11 protein-coding genes and 1 tRNA gene are annotated in these 13,436 nt (G+C 31.2%); 4 read left to right on the forward strand and 8 right to left on the reverse strand.

Annotation, left to right across the window (positions count from 1 at the left end):
* Positions 1 to 64 precede the first annotated feature (64 nt).
* Positions 65 to 1,369, reverse strand: a complete 1,305-nt coding sequence (locus tag BW723_RS03640; RefSeq protein ID WP_068362149.1) for a c-type cytochrome — start codon at positions 1,367 to 1,369, stop codon at positions 65 to 67.
* Between the two features lie 192 nt (positions 1,370 to 1,561).
* Between BW723_RS03640 and BW723_RS03645 the strand changes: the two genes are divergently transcribed.
* The gene (locus BW723_RS03645) at positions 1,562 to 1,930 is read left to right on the forward strand and encodes an SPOR domain-containing protein (RefSeq protein ID WP_068362146.1); all 369 of its coding nucleotides are present in this window, start codon (positions 1,562 to 1,564) and stop codon (positions 1,928 to 1,930) included.
* A gap of 9 nt (positions 1,931 to 1,939) precedes the next feature.
* Here BW723_RS03645 and recJ read toward each other — a convergent pair whose 3' ends face one another.
* Positions 1,940 to 3,625: a single-stranded-DNA-specific exonuclease RecJ gene (gene recJ, locus BW723_RS03650; protein ID WP_068362143.1), complete on the reverse strand. Its 1,686-nt coding sequence runs from the start codon at positions 3,623 to 3,625 to the stop codon at positions 1,940 to 1,942.
* Positions 3,626 to 3,659: 34 nt separating this feature from the next.
* Positions 3,660 to 4,094, reverse strand: a complete 435-nt coding sequence (locus BW723_RS03655) for an OsmC family protein (protein ID WP_068362140.1) — start codon at positions 4,092 to 4,094, stop codon at positions 3,660 to 3,662.
* Between the two features lie 82 nt (positions 4,095 to 4,176).
* Here BW723_RS03655 and BW723_RS03660 point away from each other — a divergent pair, with 82 nt between their 5' ends.
* Together BW723_RS03660 and BW723_RS03665 are read left to right on the forward strand one after the other, a co-directional pair.
* Complete coding sequence (locus BW723_RS03660; RefSeq protein WP_068362137.1) at positions 4,177 to 6,369, forward strand: Ig-like domain-containing protein; 2,193 nt, start codon at positions 4,177 to 4,179, stop codon at positions 6,367 to 6,369.
* Positions 6,370 to 6,373: 4 nt separating this feature from the next.
* Positions 6,374 to 6,976, forward strand: coding sequence for a carboxymuconolactone decarboxylase family protein (locus tag BW723_RS03665; RefSeq protein WP_068362134.1), 603 nt, complete (start codon positions 6,374 to 6,376; stop codon positions 6,974 to 6,976).
* Between the two features lie 10 nt (positions 6,977 to 6,986).
* Here BW723_RS03665 and BW723_RS18130 read toward each other — a convergent pair whose 3' ends face one another.
* The 4 genes from BW723_RS18130 to BW723_RS03685 all read right to left on the reverse strand — a co-directional run bounded on the left by BW723_RS18130 (position 6,987) and on the right by BW723_RS03685 (position 11,879).
* Positions 6,987 to 7,244, reverse strand: a complete 258-nt coding sequence (locus BW723_RS18130; protein WP_083139797.1) for a type II toxin-antitoxin system RelE/ParE family toxin — start codon at positions 7,242 to 7,244, stop codon at positions 6,987 to 6,989.
* Positions 7,245 to 7,282: 38 nt separating this feature from the next.
* A complete protein-coding gene (locus tag BW723_RS03675) occupies positions 7,283 to 7,498 on the reverse strand; it encodes a hypothetical protein (RefSeq protein ID WP_068362131.1) in 216 nt (71 codons plus the stop codon).
* Between the two features lie 244 nt (positions 7,499 to 7,742).
* Positions 7,743 to 8,957 (reverse strand): 2-oxoglutarate dehydrogenase complex dihydrolipoyllysine-residue succinyltransferase, encoded by a 1,215-nt coding sequence (odhB, locus tag BW723_RS03680; RefSeq protein WP_068362128.1) that lies wholly within the window; start codon positions 8,955 to 8,957, stop codon positions 7,743 to 7,745.
* 189 nt (positions 8,958 to 9,146) lie between these two features.
* Positions 9,147 to 11,879, reverse strand: a complete 2,733-nt coding sequence (locus BW723_RS03685) for a 2-oxoglutarate dehydrogenase E1 component (protein ID WP_068362124.1) — start codon at positions 11,877 to 11,879, stop codon at positions 9,147 to 9,149.
* A 187-nt stretch (positions 11,880 to 12,066) separates the two neighbouring features.
* On the opposite strand from BW723_RS03685, the gene BW723_RS03690 reads away from it, so the two are divergent.
* Positions 12,067 to 12,140, forward strand: a tRNA-Asn gene (locus BW723_RS03690).
* A gap of 293 nt (positions 12,141 to 12,433) precedes the next feature.
* On the opposite strand, the gene BW723_RS03695 is transcribed toward BW723_RS03690, so the two are convergent.
* On the reverse strand, positions 12,434 to 13,399 hold the full coding sequence (locus BW723_RS03695; protein ID WP_068362121.1) for a Gfo/Idh/MocA family protein: 966 nt from the start codon (positions 13,397 to 13,399) through the stop codon (positions 12,434 to 12,436).
* Between the last annotated feature and the right edge of the window lie 37 nt (positions 13,400 to 13,436).

Here is a 13,436-nt window from a genome sequence, read left to right on the forward strand (position 1 = left end):
ATTATTTAATGATTAAAAAATTTAAAAACAATTTTTTGAATCTTTTAATATTTGAATCTTTTAATTAATAGTGACATTTACCACATTCCTTACCTCCTAATTGAGATATGGTAACTTGATCTACATTGTACTTTTTAGCTAACTCATCATGGATTTTGGCATAATACTCATTACCTTTTAAATCCACTTTAGTTTCTTTATGACAATCAATACACCAACCCATTGTTAGCGGAGAGAATTGACGCATTTCATCATATTCTTCTACAGGACCGTGACATTTTTGACATTCTAAACCAGCAACAGTTACGTGTTGAGAGTGATTAAAATATGCAAAATCAGGTAAATTATGTATTCTTATCCATTTTACTGGCTTCTCAACACCTGTATACTCTAAAGCATCAGCATCCCAACCAGCAGCATCATAAACTTTTGCAATTTCCTTATCAAGCTCTGCTTTACCATAAGTTACGCCATCCCAATCGACTTGAGTTCCTTCTGCAACTTCTGAGATATTTTTATGACAATTCATACAAACATTTACAGACGGTATACCTGAATGCTTACTATGTTTTGCTGATGAATGACAATATTGACACTCAATTTTATTATCTCCTGCGTGAATTTTGTGCGAAAATGCAATTGGCTGTAAAGGCATATAACCTTCATTTACACCAACCTTAAATATTGTTCCGAAAACGAAGTAAGCTCCCATCAGCAATATAAAAATTGTAGAAAGTACTTGTAAAAAAGTATTTCTTTTTAAACCACCCCAAAGCTCGTGTAAATCTCTTTTTAAATTAGAAGTTTCTTCTGGAGAATTATTTCCTTTTAACTCATTAACTTGTTTTAACAAACTAGCAATCATTAAAAAGGCTACAATAATTGCTCCTGCTAATAGATAAATAATCCATTTTGGAGCATCACCACCATTTGAAGCAGCACCAGTTGCAGCAACATCACCAACAACTTTTTTTACTGGATCTCCAACAGTTGTGTAGTATATAATATCATCTATTTGCTTATCCGTTAATTGTGGAAAAGCAGACATTACAGAACCATTATACTCTTCGAAAATAGCGATAGCATCTTTATCTCCTGAAGCTCTAAATTCTGCATTGTTTTTAATCCAACTTTTTAACCAATCGTGTTCTCTACGTAACTCAACACCTCCCAAAGCAGGTCCAATTAACTTCTTATCTAACTTATGACAAGATGCACATAAAGATTTAAAAATTTTTCTACCCTCTTTTTGGCGTGCTTCATCTATATCTTGTGAATAAGAAGACATGCTAAATGCAAAAAACAGAATGATTGTAAAACTCTTAAGAAGTACCTTGGTTAGATTACTGTGCAATGCTACACTTTTCATATTTACAAACTATTTTTAGTATCGTGTATAAAATAGCCCAAAAACCAATTTTCAGACTGTGGCAAAAGTAGTACATATTGCTAAAAATTAAAACTTGAAAAGAGTCTTAATATTAATTTATATCAATTCTAAATAACGAATTTCTCTAATATATTCTATTTGTAGTCGTTATTTTTGTAGAAATTTTTTTATATGAAAAACAAAGTTTTCTTTAGCGCGCTATTTCTTCTATTTTTAATAGGCAATCATACTATTTCTGCACAGAATAAAACCAATAGTAGTCCAGAAATACAACGTATTATTGCTAAAAAAAGATCTTTTAATAAAACTTATGGGTATGGGTATATTATTCAAATATATTATGGTAATGAAACGAAAGCCAGAAGTTTAAGAAACAAATTTAGAATCGAATTCCCTGAAGTCTATACTAAATTAGATTATGACAAACCAGACTGGAAAGTTCTTGTAGGAAAGTATAAAACGAAATTAGAAGCAGATAAAGCTGTTATTCAGTTTTCTGAAAAATTTAATGGTCTAATTGTTATCCCTTTAGGGAAATAATCGGTTATTTTATTTTAAATCTTTTAAAATCAACTGAATGGATTTATATCCATTCCATTCATTTTCATCTAAAGTATAAACGATATCAAAATCGTCTTCTACTAATTCCATTTTATCACCTAAATTAAAACCTATAGCATTCATTGTTTTTTTGTTATCACCTTGAAAAACACTAAGTTTTAAATGGGTTTGATCTGCTCCTACTTTTTTACCATAACCATTATCTCTAACACAATTGCTTCTAAAAACTGGTTTCATATTTTGTGGCCCAAAAGGTGCCATTTGCTGAATAATTCTAAAAAACTTCGGTGTTATTTCTGATAATTCTATTTCAGAATCTACTACTATTTCTGGCGTTAACAAGGTTTTGTCGATAGTTTTTGATACCACTTCTTCAAATTTATTTTTAAAATTATTATAATTTTCTGGTAATAAAGTTAAACCTGCAGCATATTTATGACCACCAAATTGTTCGATAAACTCATCGCATTTATGCAAAGCTTCATAAACATCAAAACCTTTTACAGATCTTGCAGAAGCAGCTAATTTATCGCCACTTTTAGTAAAAACTAAAGTTGGTCTATAGTATTTCTCTATCAATCTAGAAGCTACAATACCAATTACACCTTTATGCCAGTTTTCTTGAAAAACAACAGAAGAAAACTTATTTTCTTCTTCATTATCAATAATTTGAATTAATGCTTCATTAGTAATTTTCTTATCTAAGTCTTTTCTATCTGCATTAAAAATTTCAATTTCTGCAGCAAAATCTACTGCTGTATCAAAATCCATTTCTGTTAATAATTCAACCGCATAATTACCGTGTTTCATTCTACCAGCCGCATTAATTCTGGGTGCGATTACAAAAACAACATCAGTAATAGTAAGTTCTTTCTTTTTAATTTGATGAATTATAGCTTTAATTCCATTTCTAGGATTACTATTAATAACCTGTAAACCATGGTAAGCCAAAACTCTATTTTCGCCATTCATAGGTACAATATCTGCAGCAATTGCTGTTGCTACCAAATCTAAATAGGGTACAAAATCTTGAATTGTTTGATTTCTGTTTGATCCTAAAGCTTGTATCAACTTAAATCCTACTCCACAGCCACACAATTCATCAAAAGGATAATTACAATCTACTCTTTTGGCGTTTAAAACTGCAACTGCATTCGGAATTTCATCACCTGGTTTATGATGATCGCAAATGATAAAATCGATATTTTTCTCTTTTGCATATGCTACTTTTTCAATGGCTTTTATTCCACAATCTAAGGCTATGATTAAAGAAAAATCGTTGTCTTCTGCAAAATCGATACCTAAATAAGACACACCATAACCTTCTGCATATCTATCAGGAATATAAGTAGCAATATTACTATGAATCGTTTTTAAATAGGATGAAACTAGAGAAACTGCTGTAGTACCATCTACATCATAATCACCATAAATTAAAATGTTTTCATTTTCTGAAATGGCTTTTTCAATTCTTTGAACGGCCAAATCCATATCTTTCATCAAAAAAGGATCGTGAATATCATCTAAACTTGGTCGAAAATACTTTTTTGCACCCTCGAAAGTTTCAATATTTCTTTGACAAAGAATTGCTGCAATGGTTTTATCAACACCTAAAGCGTTTGCTAAATTATCTACTTTTTCTTTATCTGGCTTTGATTTTAACGTCCATCTCATAGCAATTTTATATTGAATCTATTTCAACAACTTTTTAGTTATTCTCTAAATTATGTAAATGAATTTCAATTTCTACTTCTGCAAATTGACGAAACATTTCCATAACTCCACAGTATTTTGTTACTGATAAGTTTACTGCTTTCTGTATTTTTTTTGGTTGTAATTCAGAATCAGTAAAATGATAATCTACCTTTACTTTATTGTAAAACTTAGGATGTTCTTCTGTAAGTTCTGCTGTTACTTCAATTTTAAAATCGGCAACTTCTGCGTGCATTTTTTTTAATAAAGAAACAACATCTAAACCAGAACAACCTGCCAAAGAAGAGAGCATTAATGCTTTAGGTCTAAAACCCTCTCCTTTACCACCACTTTCTTCGCCAGCATCCATAAATAAATTGTGTCCGCTTGGGTTATCAGATTCAAACTGCATATTTTCTTTCCAAACTGTAGTTACTACATTTTTAGCCATATTTTATATTTTTATTAATTTTGAAGTCTTAAATTGTGCTTTTATACAAAAATAAGAAAACACAAATTAGATATTCGTAAAAATGCACAAATCTGTAAAAATTAAACAACATTTATTGGCTTTTCTCTTTTTAACCATTGGTTCATTTTTTTATGCTCAAACAGATTTAGCACCAACTATTTCTGCAGATGGCAGACAAACTTTTTGCCCAGGTTCTCCAATAAATATTGTAACCAATTTTACAATTACAGACCCTGATGATACTACAATTGCTCGTTTCTATATTCAAATATCTACAGGATATCAATTCAACTTTGATTTATTAGAGCTAGAGGGCAATCATCCAAACATAACAACTTCTTGGAACTCCTTAGAAGGAAAATTAACTTTAACTTCTGCAAATCTTGGTTCTGAAATATTATTATCAGATTTAGAAAACGCAGTAAAAGATGTTGTTTTTACAACAAACTCGAATAATATTACACCAGAAAAATTCTTTTCTTTAAGTATTGGAGATGCAAATTATTTACCTTCTACAGATCATTTTTATGAATTTATTTCGCAATCTGGTATCACTTGGACAGATGCTAAAATTGCTGCCGAAAATAGAACTTACTATGGAAGACAGGGTTATTTAGCAACACTAACAAACCAAATAGAAGCCAATTTTGCAGGTGAGCAAGCTTCTGGAGCTGGTTGGATTGGTGGTTCTGATGAAGAAACTGAAGGTGTTTGGAAATGGGTAACTGGCCCTGAAGCTGGCACCGTTTTTTGGAACGGACAAGGAAATGGGAGTTCACCTGCAGGCGAATTTGCCAATTGGCATACCGCTGGTAATGAACCTAACGATTTTGGTGGCAATGAAGATTATGCACATATTACACACCCAAATCTTGGTGTTCCTGGTAAATGGAATGATTTACCAAACATTAGTGGTGTACCACCAGGAGATAATTATTACCCACAAGGTTATATTGTAGAATATGGTATTCCTTCAGATCCTACTCTTAATATTGTTGCTTCAACTAGTATTTATATTCCTCAAATTACATCAACCATAAATGCAACAGTTTGCGATTCTGGCTCTGCTACTATTTCGGCAATACCAAGCGAAGGTGTAATATTTTGGTTTATAAACTCAGATATAAACTCACAAACTGAATTAGCAATTGGTAATAGTATTACAGTAAATAACATTACACAAACAACCACACTTTTTGCTTCTATTGTAATTAATGGTTGCACAACATTACCAAGAATACCTGTAACAATTACAGTTATTGAAGAACCTACAATTACTAATAAAACTGATGATTTAATTTGTTCTGGAACAGCAACTTTAAGTGCATCTGCTTCTGATGGTGATGTGTATTGGTATGAATCTACAACAAGTACAACTCCAATTTATATTGGTGATAATTTTACAACTCCAAATTTAAATACAACTACAAGTTATTATGCAGAAGCAAATAATTCTGGCTGTAATTCTTCTGCAAGAACAGAAGTAATTGCGGTTGTAGATAATACAATACCTGAATTTGAAGTTTTACAAAACACTTATATTCTATGTGCAGACATTGGTTCTATTGATTTAGAAACTATAAATCCGCAGAGAAATTACAGCTATGTTTGGAAAAAAGAAGGTGAACTTTTATCTGGAAATTCTTCAACTTTAAACATAAATACTTCTGGTAATTATACTGTAAGCGCTATTTCTGATGCTGGTTGTGAATCTTTAGCACAAACTATCCTTGTAAAAGACTCTGAAAAAGCAACAATTACTATAGATGATGTACTTATTTCTGATGATTCTGATAACAATTCAATTCAAATAATTAATTCAGATTTAGGTAGTGGTGAATATGAATTTGCTATTGATGATGAATTTGGGACTTTTAAAAGTGATGGTTTTTTCGATAATCTATCCACTGGAATTCATACCCTATATATAAAAGATATTGGTGGCTGTGGAACTGAAACCTTTGTGTTTTCTGTTTTGGCTTATCCAAAGTTTTTTACACCTAATGAAGATGGCACTAATGATTACTGGAAAATATCGGGCTTTGACACTACATTCTACACTTCATCCGAAGTTTTAATTTACAACAGATATGGAAACCTAATTTATCAATTTAATGAAAATAGTCAAGGTTGGGATGGCTATTATCAGGGAAAAAAATTACCATCTAATAGTTATTGGTTTAAAGCAAGACTAACAGATGTAAATGGTTTATCTATAGAAAAAACAGGAAATTTTAGTTTAATAAGAAAATAATAAAATGGCATTAGTAACACCTTTATCAGCAGAACACGATTTAGAAACAAAAAAATTAGCAGAATTCTTTAATGAAACTTTGGGTTTTTGCCCAAATTCGGTTTTAACAATGCAAAGAAGACCAGCAATCTCTAAGGCATTTATCAACTTAAATATGGCTGTTATGGCTAATGAAGGACGTGTAACTTCTGCTTTAAAAAGAATGATTGCTTGGGTTTCTAGTAACGCAACTGGCTGTAGATATTGCCAAGCACACGCAATAAGAGCCGCAGAACGTTATGGAGCAGAACAAGAACAATTAGATAATATTTGGGAATACAAAACGCACTCAGCATTTTCTGATGCAGAAAGAGCTGCCTTAGATTTTTCTTTAGCTGCTTCTATGGTACCAAATGCTGTAAGTGCTGAAATAAAAACTGAACTTTACAAATATTGGGATGAAGGAGAAATTGTAGAAATGTTAGGTGTAATTTCTTTATTTGGCTATTTAAATAGATGGAATGACTCTATGGGAACAACTATGGAAGAAGGTGCCATTGATAGTGGTAATCAATATTTAGGAAAACATGGTTTTGAAGTTGGTAAACACGATGGTTCTAAGTATTAATTTAAAAGACCTATCTTTTAATCCAAAATTCGGGATTTCTGCTTGTATGTAAAACAGCTAAAATTTCAATAATTGTTTTATTTTTTATTCTGTAGTGTATACCAAAAGGAAAGCTCTTCAAGTATCGAACTCTTGAATCTCTATATTTAATTTGAAAAGAATTTGGTTTCATTTTAATGAAATCAAATTCTGCATATAGACTTTCTAAAAACTTATCAGTAACATAACTCGAAGCATTTTCATCGTAATAATCTACAATTCCTTGTATATCTTCTCTAGCAAGAAGCCTTACTTGAAATTAATACATTATTTTCTCTTAATTGAAAATTTTAATTCTGATAAAGAGATATAGTTTTCAGGATTCTCATTAACTTCAAGAATTCGAGTGTCTAAAACTTCTTTATGATTTTCACTCAATTCACTGTTTTGTAATTTCTGAACAATGTGTAATTGAAAATCTTCTAAAGTTTTAAAATGACTTTTTGAAATATTTATAGGCTCATCAAAAGAAATAGTTTTCATAACACACTGTTTTTAACAAATATAATTATTTTTTTTGAGTAAAAAGATTTCTAATTAATTAGCAATAACAGAAAAACTTAATTTTAAATAAAACTTACAAAAAAGTTTAGCCCTGATTAAGCAATTTGTTTGAGCTCTCCCAATTTTAATCGGGAAGCGAGTAGCGAAAGCAGGAAATAGCTTCAAACGAAAAAATCCCAAGTAACAACTTGGGATTTTAATATTTATCTAACAATAAAACTGTTTACATTTCTAATGCTCTTTCAGGATTACCATCCATTAACAATTCTACAGGGTTTTCTAAAGCTTCTTTTACAGCTACTAAGAAACCAACAGATTCTCTACCATCTACAATTCTGTGATCGTAAGATAAAGCAACATACATAATTGGCTGAATAACAATTCCGCCATTTACAGCCATTGGCCTGTTTACAATGTTGTGCATTCCTAAAATTCCACTTTGTGGAGGGTTGATAATTGGTGTTGATAACATAGAACCAAATACACCACCATTGGTAATTGTAAATGTACCTCCTGTCATTTCATCAATAGTAATTTGCCCATCTCTTGCTCTTAAAGCTAAACGTTTTACTTCAGATTCTACACCTCTAAAAGATAAGTTTTCTGCATTTCTAATTACAGGTACCATTAATCCTTTAGGACCAGAAACTGCTATAGAAATATCTTGAAAATCGTGTTTTATCTGGAAATCTCCATCAATCATAGAATTAACATCTGGAAACAATTTCAATGCTCTTACTACTGCTAAAGTAAAGAAAGACATAAACCCTAAACCAACTCCATGTTTTTCTTTAAAGGCAACTTTAAATTCATTACGTAAATCGAAAATTGGCTGCATATTAACCTCGTTAAACGTAGTTAACATTGCAGTTTCGCTTTTTACAGATACCAAACGTTGCGCAACTTTTCTACGTAACATAGACATTTTCTTACGCTCAGTTCCTCTAGAACCATTTGCTGGCTGAGTACCCATAGAAGGTACTGCTTTTACAGCATCTTCTTTAGTAATTCTACCATCTTTACCTGTTCCTTTTACTGCAGATGATGCAATACCTTTTTCTGCTAATACTTTTTTAGCAGCAGGAGAAGCTGTACCAGTAGCATAAGTTGCTACTTTAGGAGCTGCTACTTCTGGTTTTTCCTCTTCTTTAGGAGCTTCATCTTTTGGTGTAGATTCTTCACTACCTTCTGGTTTTGCAGCAGATGTATCAATTAAACAAACCACAGCACCAACAGCAACAGCATCACCTTCTTCTGCTTGTAAAGTGATAATACCACTTTCTTCTGCAGGCAATTCTAAAGTTGCTTTGTCAGAATCTACTTCTGCAATTGGTTGATCTTTTTCTACGTAGTCTCCATCTTCAACTAACCAAGTTGCAATTTCTACTTCTGTAATCGATTCTCCTGGAGAAGGAACTTTCATTTCTAAGACACTCATCAGTTCTGGTTTTACTTTATGCCGAATTTAATCAGCTATTTTAATTTAATTTTTCGTTTTATTATTTGGGCGTTTTTACAGGCTTTACTCTATATCTTTTTTACTTTGTTCTAGATACAAAATTTCTTAAAAAAGAAATTTTACTCGAACTGACAGTAAAAAAGGATGTCGTTTCAATCCTTAACGCATTTAGTCATTACTAAAAACACTATCTATTACTGCTCTATGACGCTTTTTAAAACGTGTACTAGAACCCGCAGCTGGTACTGCATAATATTTACGAGAGCGAACACTTAAATTCTTTAACTCAAAACGCTGTAACATATAACTCCAAGCCCCCATATTTCTAGGTTCTTCTTGTGCCCAAATATATTCTGTAACATTTGGATATCTGTCTATTATTTTCTGAATTTTTTCTTCGTGTAAAGGGAATAATTGCTCTATTCTAATTAAAGCTACATCTTCTCTTTGCAACTCTTCTCTTTCTGCTAATAAATCGTAATAAAATTTACCCATACAGAAAACCATTTTCTTAACTCCATCTGTATTTAAAGTATCATCTATAACCTCTTGGAATTCGCCATTTGCCAATTCTTGAATTGTATTTACAGCTTTTGGATGACGTAATAAACTTTTTGGTGTGAATACAATTAAAGGTTTTCTATAATTACGTTTCATTTGACGACGTAATAAGTGATAGAAGTTTGCAGGTGTTGTACAGTTTGCAACTGTCATGTTATCTTCTGCACATAATTGTAAATAACGTTCTATTCTTGCTGATGAATGCTCAGAACCTTGCCCTTCATAACCATGAGGTAATAAAACAACAATACCATTTTGAGCTTTCCATTTATCTTCTGCAGCAGAAATATATTGATCGAACATAATTTGAGCACCGTTAGAAAAATCTCCAAACTGTGCTTCCCAAATTGTTAATGTATTTGGGTTACCCATTGCATAGCCGTAATCGAAACCTAAAACCCCATACTCAGATAATAACGAGTTATAAATCGTCATTTTACCTTTATTATTAGGATTTGTATTTAATAAGTTTATTCTTTCTTCAGAAACCTCATCGCGTAAAATAGCATGTCTATGAGAAAAAGTACCTCTTTCTACATCTTGTCCAGAAATTCTAACATTATAACCTTCTTCCATTAAAGAACCATATGCTAAATTTTCTGCCATTCCCCAATCTAATTCATTGGTTTCGAAAGCCATTTTTGCTCTACCTTGCAAAATTCTTTCTGCTTTTCTAACAAAATTTGCTCCATCTGGTACTGTAGAAACTACTTTTGCAATTTTCTTTAAATTTTCTTCAGAATAAGTAGTATCTAAAGTAGTTAGCATGGCCTCTTTATCTTGTCGCTCAAAGCCTTCCCAAGTAGATTCCATAAATTCTTTAACCTTAGAAGTAGTATCTTCTTTAGATTTATCGAATTCTGTACTCAACATTTCTTTAAATTCCTTAGTAATTGATGTTAAGTAATTTTTATCAATACTACCTTCTGCAATTAATTGTGCTGCATAAATATCTTTCGGATTTTTATGTTTTGCAATTGCTTTGTATAACTTTGGCTGTGTAAAACGAGGCTCATCACCTTCATTATGACCATATTTACGATATCCTAATAAATCGATAAAAACATCTGCTTCAAATCGCATTCTAAATTGCAGCGCCATTTCCATAGCATGACAAACTGCTTCTGTATCGTCTGCATTAACGTGTAAAACTGGCGATAAAGTAACTTTACCAACATCTGTACAATACGTACTAGAACGTGCATCTAAATAATTCGTTGTAAAACCAATTTGATTATTTACAACAATATGTACAGTACCTCCTGTTTTATAACCATTTAATTTTGCCATCTGAACTACTTCATAAGCAATTCCTTGACCTGCAATTGCAGCATCTCCATGAATAATAATTGGTAATATCTTGCTAGAATCACCATCGTATTTTCTATCGATTTTTGCTCTAGTAATACCTTCTGCTACAGCTGCTACTGTTTCTAAATGCGATGGATTTGGCACTAAATTCATTTTAATTTCATTACCATCTCTATAAGTTTTACTTAAAGTTAAACCTAAATGATATTTTACATCTCCATCTATATCTTCATCTTCAAAATCTTTACCTTCAAACTCACTAAAAAGTTCTCTTACAGGTTTTTTAAAGATATTTACTAATGTGTTTAAACGACCTCTGTGTGCCATTCCTAAAACACATTCTTTAACTCCATAAACTTCTGCTGCATCTCTTAACATTACAGCAATACCTGGTATTAAAGTTTCTCCTCCTTCTAAAGAAAAACGTTTTTGACCCACATACTTAGTTTGTAAAAAACTCTCGAAAGTTACAGCTTGATTTAATTTACCTAAAATATATTTTTTAGCTTCTGCACTATAATTTGGATGATTATCGTTTTGACCCAAACGATCATTCCACCATTTTAATTTTTCTGGATTACGCATGTAGGTATATTCTACACCAATAGAATCGCAATAAATACGTTTTAAATTTTTTATAATATTGCTTAAAGATGTTTTACCTAAACCAAGTATATCCCCTGCAGAGAACTCCATGTCTAAATCGTTTTCGGATAAACCAAAATTTTCGATATCTAAAGTAGGTTGGTATTGTCTTCTATCTCTAACAGGATTTGTTTTTGTAAACAAATGCCCTCTTGTTCTATACCCATTAATTAAATCTACTACTAAAAATTCTTTACGAACTTCTTGCGGAATTTCTACGACTTCTTCTTCATCAGTTAATGAGTAATTTTCATTTGCTAAATCATATCCCTGAAAAAAACTTCTCCAACTTGGTTCTACTGAATCTGGATTAACTAAATATTTATCATATAAGTCAGCTATAAAACCGGTATGTACTGCGTTTAAAAACGAAAATTTATCCATATTATAATTTATGCTTTTTTATTAAGCTATCATGACTCACAAAAATACAACAAATGTTAAAAAAGGAAGATTTTTTTTGAGAATAAAAAAAGTTAATATTTTTTTCATTTTTTTTACAAAAGTATTTGGCAGTATTCTAAAAAGATATATATTTGCACTCGCTAATCACAAATTAAGTGAAGCAAACTCCTCCTTAGCTCAGTTGGTTAGAGCATCTGACTGTTAATCAGAGGGTCCTTGGTTCGAGCCCAAGAGGGGGAGCTTAAAAAAAGCCTTATCATTTTTGATAAGGCTTTTTTGTTTTTAACACACAAAATTTTGGTAAAGTCTGGAATCAAGTCTAAAAGGGATCAAGTCTAAAAGTTGTGTTTAGGCAAAAATTGTATTTACTCTACAGAATAGGAATTCTATATCCTTTATCAATAAAAATTTCACTCAAATACTTTAATTCTTACATTAAACAATTCTGTTTTTGTTTTTGCATCTCTCTTATCAGGCATAGTTTAGAATATTTTAGGATTGCTTACATCATTTTAGCAATTGTTTTAAAAATTTTATTTGATAAAACAATCTATAATCTTCATTACCTCTAGCCCCTCTTGTACACTATTAGGATTGTTCTTTTTTGTTAAAAAATAAGCTACAGTAGCAGCTATCATAGGTTCTTGAATATGTTTAGGGTTTATAAAATTAAAAACCTCTTGATGATGTTCTGTGTTTAAAATTACTTTTTCTCCATAAAAGGAAAAATGTATTGAGCCTTTTGTTCCGTAAATTTTACATTGATCTTTGGCTTCTTTTTTAGTTGCGTTAAAATTCCAAACACCTCTAAATTGAACTCCATTTTTGAACTTAATAATTCCGTTAACCAAATCATGAACATTATCTTTATTTGTAGTAGATGAAAAACCTTCAGCCTTTTCTATGTTACCAAAATAGTAATACATCAAATCTAACTGATGAGGAGCAATATCATTGAAATATCCACCTCCAGAAATAACTGGCTTTAACCGCCAATGCTCTTCTGTTTTAGTTATAATATTGTTTTCTTTAGATTGCAAAATTTGAATATCTGCAAGAGTAACATCTCCAATAATTTTTGAATCTAATAACTCTTTCACTTTTAAAAAAGGTGCCAATTTTCTTCTATAGTGTGCTACAACAATAGTATCATTTTCTGAGACAATAGCATTTAGTTCTTTAGCCTCTATAGCATTTAAAGTCATTGGTTTTTCTAAATAAATAAATTTTTTAGCTGCTAAACATTTTTTTGCAATCTCTAAATGTGTAGAAGGTGGTGTGGCAATATAAACTGCATTTATTGCTGTATTAGCCAACAACTCATCTACAGAGTTATACCAAAAAGGAACCTGATGCCTTGCTGCGAAATCTTTTGCTTTTTCCGTATTTCTTCGCATTACAGCAATTAATTTAGAATGTTTAACTTTATTAAATGCAGGACCACTTTTTATTTCTGCAACATCTCCACATCCAATAATTCCCCAATTAATTGTTGTCATATTTCACTAAATTTAGTTGGTATTTTTTAAAACTGAT

The sequence above is a fragment of the Polaribacter reichenbachii genome (assembly GCF_001975665.1).
GTDB lineage: Bacteria > Bacteroidota > Bacteroidia > Flavobacteriales > Flavobacteriaceae > Polaribacter > Polaribacter reichenbachii.